The following is a 16,928-nucleotide window of genomic DNA, read 5'->3' as shown; positions in this document are numbered from 1 at the left end:
TTAGTCTCGATCTCATGAGTCTGCGCCTGAGCACCGTGATCCTCCCGTACCGCCGCTGGCACGAAGGCGGCCGCGCGGCCTGGACGCGCGCGGAGCAGCTCGGCTTCCACACCGCCTACACCTACGACCACCTGTCCTGGCGCACCTTCCGGGACGGCCCGTGGTTCGGCGCCGTGCCGACCCTCACGGCCGCCGCGAGCGTCACCGACCGGCTACGGCTGGGCACCCTGGTCACATCGCCGAACTTCCGGCATCCCGTGACACTCGCCAAGGAGCTGATCTCCCTCGACGACATCTCCAGAGGGCGGGTCACGCTGGGCATCGGCGCTGGAGGCTCAGGCTTCGACGCCACCGCGCTCGGCCAGGAACCGTGGACACCGCGCGAGCGCGCCGACCGCTTCGCCGAGTTCGTCCCGCTGCTCGACCGGCTGCTCAGCGAGGACGCCGTGTCGTACGACGGTGACTTCTACTCCGCCCACGAGGCCCGGAACATCCCCGGCTGTGTCCAGCGGCCCCGGCTGCCGTTCGCGGTGGCCGCGACCGGTCCGCGTGGGATGCGGCTCGCGGCCCGGTTCGGCCAGGCGTGGGTGACCACCGGCGACCCGAAACTGTTCGAGAACGGCACACCTGAACAGTCGATTCAGGCCATTCGCAGGCAGGCCGAGAAGCTCGACGACATCTGCGCCGAGATCGGCCGGGACATGACCGGCCTCGACCGGGTCCTGCTCACCGGCTTCACACCGGATCGCAACGGCCCGCTCCAGTCCCTGAACGCGTTCGTGGACTTCGCCGGACGGCATGCGGCGCTGGGGTTCACGGAGATCGTGATCCACTGGCCGATCCCCGACTCGCCGTTTGCGGCGGAGGAGAAGGTCTTCGAGCAGATCGCGATGGAAGCTCCGGCACAGCTGCGCCGCTGAGCGTCGACGGACGGGCCGGTACGCCTCTGGTCAGGGCGGTATCCACTCACCTGTGCGGAGCCCCGCACGCCCGTGCAGGCATGTGCGGGACAATGGCCGGGTGACCTCAGCGACCCGACAGCCCGAGACCGCGGCCGAGACCCTTCCGCCGCGGCTGATCGCCACCGACCTCGACGGCACCCTGCTGCGCGACGACAAGTCGGTGTCCCCGCGTACGGTCGCCGCGCTGGCCGCCGCCGAGAAGGCGGGCATCGAGGTCTTCTTCGTCACGGGCCGCCCGGCCCGCTGGATGGACGTCGTCAGCGACCACGTGCACGGCCACGGCCTGGCCATCTGCGGCAACGGCGCCGCCGTGGTCGACCTGCACGGCGGCCCAGGTGCCCACCGGTTCGTGAAGGTGCGGGAGCTGGCACGGGAGAACGCCCTGGACGCCGTACGGCTGCTGCGCGACGCGGCGCCGGGCACCGTGTACGCGGTGGAGCAGACGTACGGCTTCTACCAGGAGCCGGCGTACCCGAAGCTGCACATGGAGATACCGGACAGCCTCGCCCCGGCCGAGGAACTGCTGGGCCCGGATCACCCGGCCGCCTCGGAGCCGGTGCTGAAGATCCTCGCCTACCACCCCGAGATCGACCCCGACTCCTTCCTGACCCTGGCCCGCCTCGCCATCGGCGACCGTGCCGACGTCACCCGCTCCAGCCCCAGCGCCCTGCTGGAGATCAGCGGCCCGGGAGTGTCCAAGGCCAGCACCCTCGCCCTGTGCTGCGCCGAGCGCGGCATCTCGCACGAGCAGGTCGTCGCCTTCGGCGACATGCCGAACGACGTCGAGATGCTGACCTGGGCGGGCCGGTCGTACGCGATGGGCAACGCGCACCCGGACGTGCTCGCCGCCGCATCGGGCCGGACGGTGGCGAACAACGACGACGGGGTCGCGGTCGTGATCGAGCAGCTGCTGGCGGAACTGCCGTAGCCGCCGGGGCCGGAGCGTCTCAAAGGGACACCCCGCGCGCCGCCAGCCACGACACCGGATTCACCGCCGAGCCCGTCTCCGCCGTGACCCGGGCCTCGAAGTGCAGGTGCGGCCCCGTGGAATTGCCCGTGGTGCCCGACTGGCCGATCCACTGGCCCGGGCTGACGTGCTCTCCCTGGTCGACCGCGAGGGAAGCGAGATGGGCGTACTGCGTGTAGTAGCCGCCCGCATGCTTGAGCACGATCTCCATGCCGAAGGCACCGCCGCAGGACACCTTCACCACCCGGCCCGCGCCCACGGCCCGCACCGGCGTGCCGATCGGCACCGCGAAGTCCTGCCCCGTGTGCCGGCTGGACCACCGCGCGCCACCGCTGCCGTAGGACGCGGACAGTTCGTACGTCTCGACCGGCGCGACCCACTCGCCGTCGGTGAACCCCGTCTCCGGCTGGTCGAGCCGGACGGCTCCGCGGCATGCTCCGGCCGCGACCGCCGCGTCCGCCTCCCCTTGGAGCCGCGAACGGGCCGTCTCCAGCTTCTGTTCAATGTCCGCCTTCAGCCCGGCGAGTTGCAGGTTGCGCTTCTCCAGCGCCTGCCACCGGTCCGCGGCCTTGGCCTCGTCCGCCGCGAGCCGTGCCTCGGCGCGCCGGTTCTTGGAGATCGCGTTGTTCACCGCGAGATGCGCCTGCGAGAAGGCGTGCTGACCTCGCATCAGGCCGTCAGGGCTGTCGGCGAGGATCATGTGCGCGGCCACCGGCAGGCCACCGCTGCTGCGGTACTGAGCCCGGGCGATCCGGCCCAGGTCCTCGTGCAGGGCGGCGATGTGCCGCCGCTGCGCGTCCAGGAGTGCCTCGGTCCGCTGGGCTTCTGCCCGCTCCCTCTCGGCCTCCTCGCGTCCGGCCTCGTACTGCTGTGTCGCCACCGCGGCCTCCTCGTACAGCCGCGCCACCTCGGCGCTGAGGCCCTGGTCCGCTCCGGTTCCGGTACCGCTGCCCGGTTCCCCGGGCGCCGCCGTTGGCCGGGCCGCGAGCACGGTCAGCGCGCACAGCAGGACCGGAACCAGCAGCCGATGGCGGCGATATGAGCGCATGTCAGCGATCGTCGCCCAGCACCGCGGCCCGGTCCTGTTCACGTCGTACGGCTGGGGGACCGGCTGCGCCGAACGGCCCAGTGCGCCCCGGCCCCGGCCGCTACCGCGCTCCCGCCGGCGTCTCCGCGGCCGCCTCCCGCTCGGCCATCTCCCGCAACGGCCCGTCCAGCGCCAGCAGCTCCGCGTAGGGACCGCGCTGGACCACCCGTCCCCGGTCCAGCACGAGCACCTCGTCGACCGCTTCGAGGCCTGCCAGCCGGTGCGTGATGAGCAGCGTCGTCCGGCCCTCGGTCGCGGCCAGCAGATCGGCGGTGAGCGCGTCGGCGGTCGGCAGGTCGAGGTGCTCCGCGGGCTCGTCCAGCACCAGGACGGGGAAGTCGGCGAGGAGTGCCCGGGCCAGCGCCAGACGCTGCCGCTGGCCTCCCGACAAACGCGCCCCGTGCTCGCCCACGAGCGTGTCGAGGCCCTCGGGCAGGCCGTCGGCCCAGTCCAGCAGCCGGGCACGGCGCAACGCGGCGCGCAGCTGGTCCTCGGTGGCGTCCTTCCTGGCGAGCAGCAGGTTCTCGCGCAGCGAGCTGTCGAAGAGATGCGCGTCCTGCGCACACAACCCGACGAGCCCTCGTACGTCGTCACTGTGCAGCGCGTAGGCGTCCACGCCGGCCAGCACGTACGAGCCGGCCTTCGCGTCGAGGAACCGCAGCAGCACCTGCGCCAGCGTGGTCTTGCCGGAGCCGGAGGTCCCGACCACGGCGATCCGGCGGCCCTCGTCGAGGGTCAGGTCGAGCCCGGCGAGCGCGTCCCGCTCCTGCCCGGCGTACCGGGCGGTCAGCCCTTTGAGCACGACCGGGAACGGTGAAGCGGGCGCCTGCCGGGGCCGCTCCGGCTCGCCCACGGGCTCCGGGGCGTCCAGGACCTCGTACACCCGCTCCGCGCTCCGGCGGACGCGTTGCCGGTACTGCACGGCCAGCGGCAGCCCGAGCACGGCCTCGAAGGCGGCGAGGGGGGTCAGGACGACGACGGCCATGGTCACGCCGTCCAGCCGCCCGGCGGCGACCGCCTGGGCACCGGCCAGGGCGGCCGCCGTGACGGTCAGGCCGGAGACCAGCGCGGTGAGACCGTCGCCGAGGGCCGTGGCGGTGGCGGCGCGCGAGGCGATCCGGGTGAGCGCCCCGTCGGCCTCGCGGGCCTGGGCGGTCCGCGCGGGCAGGGCGCCGGCAACAGTCAGCTCGGCGGTGCCGGTGAGCAGATCGGCCACCCGCGTCGCCAGCACCCCGCGGGCGGGCGCAAGCCTGTGCTCGGCCCGCCGGGCCACCGCGCCGGTGATCAGCGGCACGCCGACCCCCGCGGCCAGGAGCCCGGCCGCGAGCACCGCACCGGCCTCGGGCAGCAGCCAGGCCGTGAAGCCGACCGACGCCGTCGACACGACGACGGCTGCCCCGGCCGGCAACAGCCACCGCAGCCAGTAGTCCTGCAGTGCGTCCACGTCCGCGACCAGGCGGGAGAGCAGATCACCCCGGCGGACCCGGCGCAGACCGGCCGGCGCCAGCCGCTCCAGCCTGCGGAACACCGCGACCCGGGTGTCCGCCAGCATCCGTAGCACGGCGTCGTGCGACACCAGCCGCTCGGCGTACCGGAACACGGCCCGCCCGATGCCGAACGCCCGCGTAGCGGTGACGGCCATCATCAGATACAGCACGGGCGGCTGCTGCGAGGCCCGCGAGATCAGCCAGCCGGAGGTGGCCATGAGCCCCACGGCACTCCCCAGCGCGAGGCTCGCGAGCAGCAACGCGAGTCCCAGCCGTCCGCGCCGGGCACCGGACATGACGCGGACACGGGCGAGAACGCCGCCTGCAGCCGGCTGTCCGACGGGCTCGGCCGGGGTGGGCGGCTCGACCTCGACGGGCCGCGTTCCGGTCCCCCGGGCCACGGCGGATGCCACAGGCGACCCGGCGGAGAGCTCGGGCTCCGCCAGCCGCACCACCCGGTCCGCGACCTCCAGCAGCGCCGGCCGGTGCACCACCAGCAGCACCGTCCGGCCGGCCGCAAGGCGGCGCACCGCCGCGACGACTTCGGCCTCGGTGGCCCCGTCCAGCGCCGCCGTCGGCTCGTCGAGCAGCAGCAGGGGCCGGTCCGCGAGGAACGCCCTGGCCAGCGCGAGCCGCTGCCGCTGCCCGGCGGACAGCCCGGCGCCGTCCTCGCCGAGCACGGTGTCCACACCCTCGGGCAACGCGTCGACGAACTCCAGCGCCCCGGCGTCCCGCAGCGCCTGCCGTACTGCGTCGCCACCGGCGTCGGGCCGGGCCAGCCGTACGTTCTCGGCGATCGTCCCGGCGTACAGATGCGGCCGCTGCGGTACCCACGCGATCCGGGAACGCCACGCCTCCAGGTCGGCACCTGCGAGATCGACTCCCCCGGCCCGCACCCGGCCCTCGTCCGGTCGCACGAACCCCAGCAGGACGCTCAGCAGCGTCGACTTGCCGGCGCCGCTCGGCCCGACCAGCGCGACCGTCTCCCCGGGCTCGACGCTGAAGGTCACGTCCGAGACGGCGTCCACCGACCGCCCCGGATACCGGACGGTCACACCCTCGAACGACAGCGCACCCTCCGCCACGGCCGCGGAACCGGACGCCGGGACGGGCGTCTCCAGAACCTCGAAGATCTCCTCGGCGGCGGCGAGCCCCTCGGCCGCGGCGTGGTACTGCGCCCCGACCTGCCGCAACGGCAGATACGCCTCGGGCGCGAGGATCAGGATGACGAGGCCGATGTACAGATCCATCTCTCCGTGCACCAGCCGCATGCCGATCGTCACGGCGACCAGCGCCACCGAGATCGTCGCGAGCAGTTCCAGGGCGAAGGAGGAGATGAAGGCGATCCGCAACGTCCGCATGGTCGCCCGCCGGTACTCGCCGGTGATCCGCCGGATCGACTCGGCCTGCGCCTTGGCCCGGCCGAAGACCTTCAGCGTCGGCAGCCCCGCGACAACGTCCAGGAAGTGCCCGGACAGCCGCGAAAGCAACTGCCACTGACGGTCCATCCGGGACTGGGTCGCCCAGCCGATGAGCACCATGAAGACCGGGATGAGCGGGAGGGTGCCCACGATGATGGCCGCGGAGACCCAGTCCTCGGTGACGATCCGCGCAAGCACCGCCACCGGCACGACCACCGCGAGACCCAACTGCGGCAGATACCGCGAGAAGTAGTCGTCGAGGGCGTCCACCCCTCGGGTGGCCAGGGCGACCAGCGAACCGGTCCGCTGCCCGCTCAGCCACCCCGGGCCCAGATCCGCCGCCCGCTCCAGCAGCCGCCCCCGGAGCTCGGACTTCACCGCCGCGCTCGCCCGGTGCGCGGCGAGCTCGGTGAGCCAGCCGACCAGGGCCCGGCCGACCGCGACCGTGGCCAGCAGCACCAGGGGAGTGCCGAGTTCGGACACCGCCATGCGGTGCTGGAAGGCGCCCACCACCACCTCGGCGATGAGCATCGCCTGCGCGATGACCAGCCCCGCCCCTACGGCGCCCAGGGCCACGACCGCCGCCAGGAAACCCCGGGTGGCTCGGGCGTACCGGAGCAGACGCAGATCGATTGGTTTCACGTGAAACACACCTCAGTGCACGGTCTCGGCGGCGATGTGCTGAGTGCCGATCCGCTTGCGGAACACCCAGTAGGTCCAGCCCTGGTAGAGCAGGACGACCGGGGTGGCGATCCCGGCACACCAGGTCATGATCTTCAATGTGTACGGGCTGGACGAGGCGTTGGTGACCGTCAGGCTCCAGTCCGGGTTCAGCGTCGACGGCATGACGTTCGGGAAGAGCGTCAGGAAGAGCATCGCCACCGTGGCCACGATGGTGAGCCCCGACAGGGCGAACGCCCAGCCCTCACGCTTCGCCCGCGCCGCTACCAGCGCCAGGACGAGCGACGCCACGGCCGCGACCAGCGCGACGAGCGATGCCCCGTCACCTCGGTCGGACTGCGTCCACAGCAGGAAGGCGAGCGCCAGCAGGGCGGTCACCAGCCCGACGCGCAGCGCCAGCTTCCGCGCCCGCTCCCGGATCTCCCCGACCGTCTTGAGCCCGACGAACACCGTCCCGTGGAAGGTGAACAGCGACAGCGTGACCAGCCCGCCCAGCAGCGCGTACGGGTTGAGCAGGTCCAGGACGCCGCCGGCGTAGTTGAAGTCCTGGTCGATCTTCACACCGTGCACGATGTTGCCGAAGGCCACACCCCACAGGAACGCGGGGATCAGCGAGGTCCAGAAGATCGCCGTCTCCCAGTTGCGCTGCCAGCTCTCCTCGGGCCGCTTCACGCGGTACTCGAAGGCGACACCCCGGACGATCAGGCAGACCAGGATGAGCAGCAGGGGCAGGTAGAAGCCGGAGAAGAGCGTGGCGTACCACTCGGGGAAGGCGGCGAAGGTCGCGCCGCCCGCCGAGAGCAGCCACACCTCGTTGCCGTCCCAGACGGGGCCGATGGTGTTGATCAGCACCCGCTTCTCGGGCCGGTTGCGGGCGAGCAGCTTCGTGAGCACGCCGACCCCGAAGTCGAAGCCCTCCAGGAAGAAGTAGCCGGTCCACAGGACGGCGATCAGGACGAACCAGACGTCGTGCAGTTCCATGACTGTGCAGCTCCCTCGGCCTAGTACGAGAAGGCCATCGGCTTGTCGGCGTCACGGGAGTCGCCGCCGATCTTCGTGGGCGGGTTGAGGTCGGCCTCGGTGAGCTCCGGCGGGCCCGCCTTGGCGTACTTGACCAGCAGCTTGACCTCGACGACGGCGAGGATCGCGTACAGCGTGGTGAAGACGACCATCGAGGTGATGACTTCGGCCTGGGAGACACCGGGGGAGACCGCGTCACGCGTCTGGAACAGGCCGTAGACGACCCACGGCTGGCGGCCCATCTCGGTGAAGATCCAGCCCCAGGAGCTGGCGATCAGCGGGAAGCCCAGGGTGAGGATCGCGATGCGCCAGTACCACTTGGTGAGGGTCGGGCCGAGCGCCTTCTTCGGCAGCAGAACGAGATGCGGCACCTCGTCGTCGCCCACCCTCAGATGCTGCGGCAGCATGAACTTCTTGCGGGTCAGCCACAGCCCGGCCAGGCCGATGGCGAACGACGTCATGCCGAAGCCGATCATCCACCGGAAGCCCCAGTAGGCGACGGGGATGTTGGGCCGGTAGTCACCGGGCCCGTACTTCGCCTGCTCGGCCTTGTTGACGTCGTTGATGCCGGGCACGTACGAGGTGAAGTCGTCCTTGGCGAGGAAGGACAGCAGGCCGGGGATCTCGATGGCGACCTTGTTGTGGCCCTTGTCGACGTCGCCGACGGCGAAGACCGAGAAGGGTGCCGGCTTCTCGCCGTCCCACAGCGCCTCGGCAGCGGCCATCTTCATGGGCTGCTGCTGGTACATGATCTTGCCGAGCACGTCGCCGCTGATCGCGGTGAGGAGCCCGCCGATGACGACGGTGACAAGGCCCAGCCGCAGCGAGGTCTTCATCACGGGGAGGTGCTTCTTGCGGACTATGTGGAAGGCCGCGATGCCGACCATGAAGGCGCCGCCGGTCAGGAAGGCCGCTGTGAGCGTGTGGAAGACCTGGGCGAGCGCGGTGTTCTGGGTGAGCACCAGCCAGAAGTCGGTGAGCTCGGCCCGTCCCTTCGCCTCGTTGATCCGGTAGCCCACCGGGTGCTGCATCCAGGAATTGGCCGCGAGGATGAAGTAGGCCGACAGGATCGTGCCGATCGAGACCATCCATATACAGGCCAGGTGGATCTTCTTCGGCAGCTTGTCCCAGCCGAAGATCCACAGGCCGATGAAGGTCGACTCGAAGAAGAAGGCGATCAGGGCCTCGAAGGCCAGTGGCGCACCGAACACGTCACCGACGAAGCGCGAGTAGTCGGACCAGTTCATGCCGAACTGGAACTCCTGCACGATGCCGGTGACCACACCCATCGCGATGTTGATCAGGAAGAGCTTGCCCCAGAACTTCGTCGCTTGGAGGTACTTCTCCTTCTCCGTCCGCACCCAGGCCGTCTGTAGACCGGCCGTGAGCGCGGCCAGCGAGATCGTCAGGGGGACGAACAGAAAGTGGTAGACGGTGGTGATGCCGAACTGCCATCGCGCCAGGGTCTCCGGCGCCAAAGCCAGGTCCACGTCGCCGCTCCTTACCTACGCTTGTGAAAGCGTTCACATTCACAAGCCATTATGCAGGACGGACTTTCGAGCCCTGGAGGGGGTCCCCTGTCGCGCCGGTCACAGCGAACGCCTTGGCCTGAAATTCAACATACTGTTGAATCGATGGCATGCAGACACCGCCACCACTACGGATACGGATTTCCTGGCCCGCGGGCCATCTCACGGCGTCGCTCGACGACACCCCGACCAGTCAGGCCCTCGCCAGAGCGCTGCCCCTCGTGTCGACAGCGCGCACCTGGGGCGAGGAGGTGTACTTCGACACAGGAGTGTCGGTTTCACGTGAAACAGGCACCCGCGAGGTCGTAGAGCCAGGCACCGTCGCCTTCTGGACCGACGGCGACACCCTCGCCCTACCGTACGGACCAACGCCGATCTCTCAGGGCGACGAGTGCCGCCTCGCAAGCCCGTGCAATGTCCTCGGCCGTCTCGACGGCGACCCCGGCCTGCTCACGACAGTGCGGGACGGCCACCCCGTACGCGTGGAACTTCTGGACGCCTGACCTGGCGCGCTGAGCCCTACAGCTCCTTGCGGAACCCTTCCGACACCTTCAGGAAGATGTCGTTCGCCTCGGCCTCCCCGACCGTCACCCGCACACCCTCACCCGGGAACGGCCGGATCACCACACCCGCCTGCTCGCACGCCTGCGCGAACGCGACCGTGCGCTCCCCCAGCCGCAGCCATACGAAGTTGGCCTGGGTCTCGGGCACAGTCCAGCCCTGCGAGCGCAGGCCGTCGACCACGCGCGTGCGCTCGCACACCAGGGAGCCGACCCGGCCGAACAGTTCGTCCTCGGCCCGGAGTGAGGCGATCGCCGCCTCCTGCGCGAGCTGGCTCACGCCGAACGGCACTGCCGTCTTGCGCAGAGCCGCGGCCACCGGTTCGTGGGCGATGGCGAAACCGACACGCAGGCCGGCGAGGCCGTACGCCTTCGAGAAGGTCCGCAGCACACAGACGTTGGGCCGGTCACGGTAGAGCTCGACGCCGTCCGGCACCTCGGGATCGCGAATGAACTCGCGGTAGGCCTCGTCGAGGACCACCAGCACATCACTTGGCACCCGGTCCAGGAACCGCTCCAGCTCGGCCCGCCGCACCACCGTGCCCGTGGGGTTGTTGGGGTTGCAGACGAAGATGAGCCGCGTCCGGTCGGTGATCGCGTCGGCCATCGCGTCGAGGTCGTGCACATCCCCGGGCGTCAGCGGCACCTGGACCGACCTCGCGCCGCTGATCTGCGTGATGATCGGATACGCCTCGAACGACCGCCAGGCGTAGATCACCTCGTCGCCCGGGCCGGAGGTGGCCTGGATCAGCTGCTGGGCGACACCGACCGAACCGGTACCGGTGGCCAGGTGGGCGAGCGGCACGCCGAACGCCTCGGACAGTTCGTTCATGAGCGCCGTACAGGCCATGTCCGGGTAGCGGTTGAAGGTGCAGGCCGCCGCCGTCACGGTCTCCATCACGCCCGGCAGAGGCGGATACGGGTTCTCGTTGGAGGACAGCTTGTAGGCCACCGGACCACCTGCCGCGGCGGGCTTGCCGGGCTTGTAAGTGGGGATCCCCTCCAGCTCGGCGCGCAGCTTGGGGCTCGTCTCGCTCACCGCAGTCCTCCTCGTGAAGACCGGCGGCCCATGACCGCCGCCGACATCCAATACTCCTCACCTTATGAGGATTCGGCGCCGCTGCGTATAGCCACGACCGAGCAGCCGGGACCCGGCCTCTCCTGTCCCACCGGCAACAGGGGCATCGGCGCACCAAGGCGTACGAATCCGGGGGCGCGCTTCACATATATCTACGCGCCGGTGGTGCACGCCGTGGCGCGCATCCCTCGTGCAGGTGAGTTGAGACCTCTTCGCAACATCACCCACTTGGCAGGCCCGTGCACGCCGACAAGACACGTACTGTCATGAGAGCGCTCAACGCCCTTGTTTTCCAAAGCAATTGGCAGTAAATGATCATGCAGAAACGTGCCTGTCAACGCGTGCATATGCGTCCGCACTACCCCACCACATGAGCCCTACTATCGGCTCGCCATGACAGCAGCAGGGAAGCACCAGGTGAGCCGCGCGGAAACCTCACGGCGAGGCAGCAGACCGGGCCGGGCGGGCATCAGAGACGTGGCCGCCGCAGCCGGAGTCTCCATCACGACCGTCTCCGACGCCCTCAACGGCAAGGGCCGGCTCCCGGACGCCACCCGGCGCCATGTCCGCGAGGTCGCCGACCGACTGGGCTATCGCCCCTCGGCGGCCGCCCGGACCCTCCGTACCGGCAAGTCGGGACTCATCGGCCTGACCGTGACCACATACGGGGATGAACCTTTCACCTTCACGGAGTTCGCGTACTTCGCGGAGATGGCGCGGGCCGCCACCTCCGCCGCGCTCGCCCGCGGCTACGCCCTCGTCATCCTGCCCGCGACCTCCCGCCACGACGTGTGGTCGAACGTCGCCCTGGACGGCACCGTCGTCATCGACCCCTCCGACCAGGACCCGGTCGTCGGTGAACTCGTCCGGCAGGGCCTGCCGGTCGTCTCCGACGGCCGCCCGGCCGGCGCCCTGCCGGTCACCGCCTGGGTCGACAACGACCACGAGGCCGCCGTCCTCGGCATCCTCGACCACCTGGCCGACGCCGGCGCCCGCCGCATCGGCCTGCTGACCGGCACGTCGACGGACACGTACACCCACCTGTCGACCACGGCGTACCTGCGCTGGTGCGAGCGAGTGGGCCAGGATCCGGTGTACGAGGCCTACCCCGCGCACGATCCCTGCGCGGGAGCCGTGGCCGCCGACCGGCTGCTCGCCCGGCCCGACCGGCCCGACGCGGTCTACGGACTGTTCGACCCGAACGGCACCGACCTTCTCGCCGCGGCCCGCCGCTACGGCCTGCGCGTCCCCGACGACCTGCTGCTGGTCTGCTGCAGCGAGTCCACCGTGTACGCCAACACCGAGCCACCGATCACCACGCTCTCCCTGAAGCCGCGCCGCATCGGCACGGCGGTGGTGCAGCTCCTCATTGACGCCATCGAGGGAGTGGAATCCGACCGGCCGGTGGAGCAGGTGATACCGACGGAGCTGATCGTGCGCACCTCGTCCCAGCGACGCTCGCCGCGCACGACGGTCAGCCCGCCGCGATCACCCGAGGAGACGTAGGTCCCGCACCCGGGTAAAGGGAAGGTCGTACTCCTGGGGAGAAACAGGGCCGGTCCCCCGGAGAGAAGGGATCGTTCTCGCGAAGAGCGGAAAAGCGGGGACGGTCACACGGTGGTCAAAGCCCGGCGCAATCGGGGCGAAAGCCGCGGTGAACTGGACTCTTGCTCTGATTCACCACCCCTGGGTCATCACATGGCGCGATCCGCATTCCTATGATGGGCCCACGACACCCGCGGGCCGCTACGACCAGGCAGTCCGATGCGGTGCAATGCGGCGCGATGGTGGAGGGGTCGATGACTCAGGGGGCCGGTCAGGGACCCGAGGTGGAGCGGACGGCGACGCTGCGCGACTTCCGGGTGCCCGCGTACGTCAACGAGGCCGGTCCGTACGTCCACAGCGTCCACCCCGGTGACGTCGCCCCGCCGCCCGAGGAGGCCTACCCCGAGGGGTACACGCCGACCGAGCGCGACCTTCCCGTCATCAACCGGGGTGACACTGTCCAGGTGACCGTGGATCCCGAGACCGCCGCCGCCCCGCAGGCCACCACCGGGCAGGGACCGCTGTACGTCGTCGGTGACGTGCACGGGTACCTCGACCAGCTGGTGTCGGCCCTCCAGGAGAAGGGCCTGCTCGACGCCGCCGGAAGCTGGTGCGCGGGCACCGCCCGGCTGTGGTTCCTCGGCGACTTCACCGACCGCGGGCCGGACGGCATCGGCGTCATCGACCTCGTGATGCGGCTGTCCGCCGAGGCCGCCGCGGCCGGCGGCTACTGCAAGGCGCTCATGGGCAACCACGAGCTGCTGCTGCTCGGCGCCAAGCGGTTCGGCGACACCCCCGTCAACTCCGGCGCGGGCACCGCCACCTTCCAGGCGGCGTGGCTCCTCAACGGCGGCCAGAAGACCGACATGGACCGCCTCCAGGACCACCACCTGCAGTGGATGTCGCGCCTTGACGCCATCGAGGAGGTCGACGGCCACCTGCTCGTCCACTCCGACACCACCGCCTATCTCGACTACGGCCGCTCCATCGAAGAGGTCAACGACACCGTCCGCGAGACGATCACCCGCAACGACGCGGACGAGGTCTGGGACCTGTTCCGCAAGTTCACCAAGCGGTTCTCCTTCCGCGACGAGGGCGGCGCGGACGCCGTGCGCTCCCTGCTCGATACGTACGGGGGCGCCCGCATCGTTCACGGGCACAGCCCGATTCCGTACTTGCTGGGCGAGGTCGGCTCCGAGGACGACGAGGACGACCGCGACCCCGTGATCGAGGGACCGCACGTCTACGCCGACGGACTCGCCATCGCGATGGACGGTGGCGTGACCATGGCCGGAAAACTACTGGTCCAGCAACTGCCGCTGGATACGTGAACGTTCACCGGGCAGGCGTTCCCCTTCGGAGGACCGGGCCGGTGAGGGGTCAATTTCGGTAAACCCCCTGTCACCGCATACCGTCACCGCTCTACCATCGGCTTATCCGTAGCAGGCTCCCCTCCGTTTCTGCCCGACGGCTCGTCAGCATGCCGAGCCCCAAGCCCTACGGAGCATCGGGGGATGCACATGAACAGCGTTCCGCAGCACCTGCTGAGTGAGGACCGCCAGGAATACGAGCGGATCCTCGATGAGGCGCTGCGCTCCGCACCACACCGTCCCGAACTGGCCGCTGTCGGTCAGCGGCTCAACTCCGAACAACTGCGCACCATGGCGCTGAACGCGACCGCGCTCATCACGGCGGCCGCGTCGACCGAGTATCAGCACTACGTCAAGGTCCGCGACGAACTGCGACAACCGGCGTCGGCCGGCTCGTCGGCCGTGCGCGAGTCCGGTTCCGCCGGGCCGGGTACGGGCGCCTCGGGGCTCGCCGCCACCATGGGCGGGGTCGCCGAGACCGCCGGCGCGGGCGCCGTCGCCGTCGTCGCCGTCCTCGCGCCCGTCCTGGCCGGAACCGCCGCGGCGATCTTCCTGCTCGTCGGGTACATCCTGAGGATGCTCGACCCGGAGCAGGGATTCGCCCGCACCATGCTCACCACGGGTTGGGTGTTCGGTGCCGTGACCGCGGTCGCGATCCTCGTCGCCGCGGTGGGGCTGCTGCTCACGGCCCTGCGCAACAAGCCCACGGCCGAAGGCGGACCGTACGGCGAACTGCAGGGCGAGGTGGCCCAGGCCAAAGAGGCCTGGCACGAGGCCCTGCTGGAACGCGGCATCCTGCCCTTCCTGCGGGAGGCCCTCGTCGACCCGGGCGCGGCGGCCGCACTGCACCACACGCCCTCGTCAACGCCGGTCAGCCGCATGCCGCACCTCGGCTACGGCCGCCCGGGGTTCACCAGCCCGGACGACGGCGACCGCGGCTCGCGCCCCAGCTTCAGCAGCCCGGACTACTCCAGCCCGGACTTCGGAGGGCCGGAGCACCAGCCGGAGTAACCCCCGCGTCGGGGCCCGTCCGGGCGGCGGACTCGAACGGGCCGCCGACCCGAACGGGGACTCGAACGGGGATCCGAACGTGCGGACCCACAGGCCGGGGCCCATCGGCCCCCGGCCTGTGCGCGGCAGCGTCAGTCCGCGATGGGCAGGTACACGCGGTTCCCACTCGCCGCGAACTCCTTCGACTTCAGGGCCATGCCCTCCTCGATCTCGGTCCGTGTGCCGCCGTGTTCACGGCGGATGTCCTGCGAGATCTTCATGCTGCAGAACTTGGGACCGCACATCGAGCAGAAGTGAGCCGTCTTGGCGGGCTCGGCGGGCAGGGTCTCGTCGTGGAACTCCCGTGCCGTGTCCGGGTCGAGGGCCAGATTGAACTGGTCCTCCCACCGGAACTCGAAGCGGGCGTCCGACAGCGCGTCGTCCCACTCCTGCGCACCCGGGTGTCCCTTGGCGAGGTCGGCAGCGTGGGCGGCGATCTTGTACGTGATGACGCCCGTCTTGACGTCGTCACGGTTCGGCAGGCCCAGGTGCTCCTTGGGCGTGACGTAGCACAGCATCGCCGTGCCCCACCAGGCGATCATCGCGGCGCCGATGCCGGAGGTGATGTGGTCGTACGCCGGTGCGACGTCCGTGGTCAGCGGGCCGAGCGTATAGAACGGAGCTTCATCGCAGATCTCCTGCTGAAGGTCGATGTTCTCCTTGATCTTGTGCATCGGGACGTGGCCCGGGCCCTCGATCATGGTCTGTACGTTGAAACGCTTCGCGATTCGGTTGAGTTCCCCGAGCGTGCGCAACTCCGCGAACTGCGCCTCGTCGTTGGCGTCCGCGATCGAGCCGGGCCTGAGGCCGTCCCCGAGCGAGTAGGTGACGTCGTACGCGGCGAGGATCTCGCAGAGTTCCTCGAAGTTCTCGTACAGGAACGACTCCTTGTGGTGCGCAAGGCACCAGGCGGCCATGATCGAGCCGCCGCGGGAGACGATGCCGGTCTTGCGGTTGGCGGTCAGCGGCACGTACGCCAGGCGCACGCCCGCGTGGACCGTCATGTAGTCCACGCCTTGCTCGGCCTGCTCGATGACCGTGTCCTTGTAGATCTCCCAGGTCAGTTCCTCGGCCCGGCCGTCGACCTTCTCCAGGGCCTGGTAGAGCGGCACGGTGCCGATGGGCACGGGGGAGTTGCGCAGGACCCACTCGCGCGTGGTGTGGATGTTGCGGCCGGTGGACAGGTCCATGACCGTGTCGGCGCCCCAGCGGGTCGCCCAGGTCATCTTCTCGACCTCCTCCTCGATGGAGGACGTCACAGCCGAGTTGCCGATGTTGGCATTGACCTTCACCAGGAACCGCTTGCCGATGATCATCGGCTCGATCTCCGGGTGGTTGACGTTGGCCGGCAGCACGGCCCGGCCTGCGGCGATCTCTTCGCGCACGACCTCGGGTGCCACGTTCTCCCTGATGGCGACGTACTCCATCTCGGGCGTGATCTCTCCCCGGCGGGCGTACGCGAGCTGCGTGACCGCCTGACCCTCCCTGCCGCGGCGCGGCTGGCGCGGCCGACCGGGGAAGACGGCGTCCAGGTTGCGGAGGCCGCCGCGGGGCGAGGTGTGCTTGATGCCGTCGTCCTCGGGGCGGACAGGGCGGCCCGCGTACTCCTCGGTGTCACCGCGAGCGATGATCCAATTCTCGCGCAGCGGCGACAGGCCCCTGCGGACGTCGGTGTCGACGAGCGGATCGGTGTACGGGCCCGACGTGTCGTACAGGGTGACGGACTGGCCGTTGGTGAGGTGCACCTGACGAACCGGCACGCGCAGGTCGGGGCGAGTGCCCGCGATGTACGCCTTGTGCCAGCCGATGGACTTCCCGGCCTCCTCGGACTTCTCGTCCTCGACGGAGGCAGGCGTGCGTGCGTCCTTGTTGGTCATCAGACCTACTCCCTACGCCGGCATTACCCGGTAACAGGTTCGGCGGTCGACGCAGCGGTTTCCGTCCGGCGACGTTCCGTGTGAAACGTCACTCGACTCCGGCGATGTTTCATGTGAAACATCGCTGGGACGGAGGTCAGCGCCCTCTCAGCCCGGTGCTCCGAGCTCCCGCGTGTACAAAAGTTGCCTCCACGCTAGCGGCAATTCTGGCGCGGTGAACAGAGGGCCCCCCTCGTTCTTGCGATGATCGGTCGGTGACCACGACGCAGCGTCCCTCCTACCCACCCCCCGAGC

Annotated in this window: 12 protein-coding genes; 6 read left to right on the top strand and 6 right to left on the bottom strand. The window is 70.1% G+C overall.

All coding sequences use genetic code 11. The annotated features are described in order from the left end of the window. Positions 1-14 precede the first annotated feature (14 nt). Positions 15-920, top strand: coding sequence for an LLM class flavin-dependent oxidoreductase (locus C1J00_RS05760; protein ID WP_102907946.1), 906 nt, complete (start codon positions 15-17; stop codon positions 918-920). 100 nt (positions 921-1,020) lie between these two features. After that, positions 1,021-1,890 (top strand): HAD family hydrolase, encoded by an 870-nt coding sequence (locus C1J00_RS05755; RefSeq protein ID WP_245936219.1) that lies wholly within the window; start codon positions 1,021-1,023, stop codon positions 1,888-1,890. A 19-nt stretch (positions 1,891-1,909) separates the two neighbouring features. On the opposite strand, the gene C1J00_RS05750 is transcribed toward C1J00_RS05755, so the two are convergent. The 4 genes from C1J00_RS05750 to C1J00_RS05735 all read right to left on the bottom strand — a co-directional run bounded on the left by C1J00_RS05750 (position 1,910) and on the right by C1J00_RS05735 (position 9,115). Further along, a complete protein-coding gene (locus C1J00_RS05750) occupies positions 1,910-2,977 on the bottom strand; it encodes a M23 family metallopeptidase (protein ID WP_102907944.1) in 1,068 nt (355 codons plus the stop codon). A 100-nt stretch (positions 2,978-3,077) separates the two neighbouring features. Then, on the bottom strand, positions 3,078-6,566 hold the full coding sequence (cydD, locus tag C1J00_RS05745) for a thiol reductant ABC exporter subunit CydD (protein WP_102907943.1): 3,489 nt from the start codon (positions 6,564-6,566) through the stop codon (positions 3,078-3,080). 12 nt (positions 6,567-6,578) lie between these two features. Further along, positions 6,579-7,586 (bottom strand): cytochrome d ubiquinol oxidase subunit II, encoded by a 1,008-nt coding sequence (cydB, locus tag C1J00_RS05740; protein ID WP_102907942.1) that lies wholly within the window; start codon positions 7,584-7,586, stop codon positions 6,579-6,581. A 20-nt stretch (positions 7,587-7,606) separates the two neighbouring features. Further along, positions 7,607-9,115, bottom strand: a complete 1,509-nt coding sequence (locus C1J00_RS05735; protein ID WP_102907941.1) for a cytochrome ubiquinol oxidase subunit I — start codon at positions 9,113-9,115, stop codon at positions 7,607-7,609. 149 nt (positions 9,116-9,264) lie between these two features. Between C1J00_RS05735 and C1J00_RS05730 the strand changes: the two genes are divergently transcribed. Then, on the top strand, positions 9,265-9,657 hold the full coding sequence (locus C1J00_RS05730; protein ID WP_102907940.1) for a cyclophilin-like fold protein: 393 nt from the start codon (positions 9,265-9,267) through the stop codon (positions 9,655-9,657). A gap of 16 nt (positions 9,658-9,673) precedes the next feature. Here the strand turns inward: C1J00_RS05730 and hisC are convergent, their stop codons facing one another. Continuing rightward, complete coding sequence (hisC, locus tag C1J00_RS05725) at positions 9,674-10,753, bottom strand: histidinol-phosphate transaminase (RefSeq protein WP_102907939.1); 1,080 nt, start codon at positions 10,751-10,753, stop codon at positions 9,674-9,676. A gap of 432 nt (positions 10,754-11,185) precedes the next feature. Here hisC and C1J00_RS05720 point away from each other — a divergent pair, with 432 nt between their 5' ends. From C1J00_RS05720 to C1J00_RS05710, 3 genes are all read left to right on the top strand, one after another. Then, entirely contained in the window at positions 11,186-12,298 is a 1,113-nt protein-coding gene (locus C1J00_RS05720; protein WP_102907938.1) for a LacI family DNA-binding transcriptional regulator, read from the top strand. Between the two features lie 278 nt (positions 12,299-12,576). Next, positions 12,577-13,668: a metallophosphoesterase gene (locus tag C1J00_RS05715; RefSeq protein WP_102907937.1), complete on the top strand. Its 1,092-nt coding sequence runs from the start codon at positions 12,577-12,579 to the stop codon at positions 13,666-13,668. 183 nt (positions 13,669-13,851) lie between these two features. Next, complete coding sequence (locus C1J00_RS05710) at positions 13,852-14,718, top strand: hypothetical protein (RefSeq protein WP_102907936.1); 867 nt, start codon at positions 13,852-13,854, stop codon at positions 14,716-14,718. A gap of 131 nt (positions 14,719-14,849) precedes the next feature. On the opposite strand, the gene thiC is transcribed toward C1J00_RS05710, so the two are convergent. Continuing rightward, positions 14,850-16,634, bottom strand: coding sequence for a phosphomethylpyrimidine synthase ThiC (gene thiC, locus C1J00_RS05705; RefSeq protein ID WP_102907935.1), 1,785 nt, complete (start codon positions 16,632-16,634; stop codon positions 14,850-14,852). Positions 16,635-16,928 lie beyond the last annotated feature (294 nt).

This window comes from Streptomyces cahuitamycinicus, assembly GCF_002891435.1.
Classification (GTDB): Bacteria; Actinomycetota; Actinomycetes; order Streptomycetales; family Streptomycetaceae; genus Streptomyces; species Streptomyces cahuitamycinicus.
The sequence above is the reverse complement of the archived record's forward strand: the minus strand, read 5'-3'. Positions and strand labels throughout refer to the sequence as shown.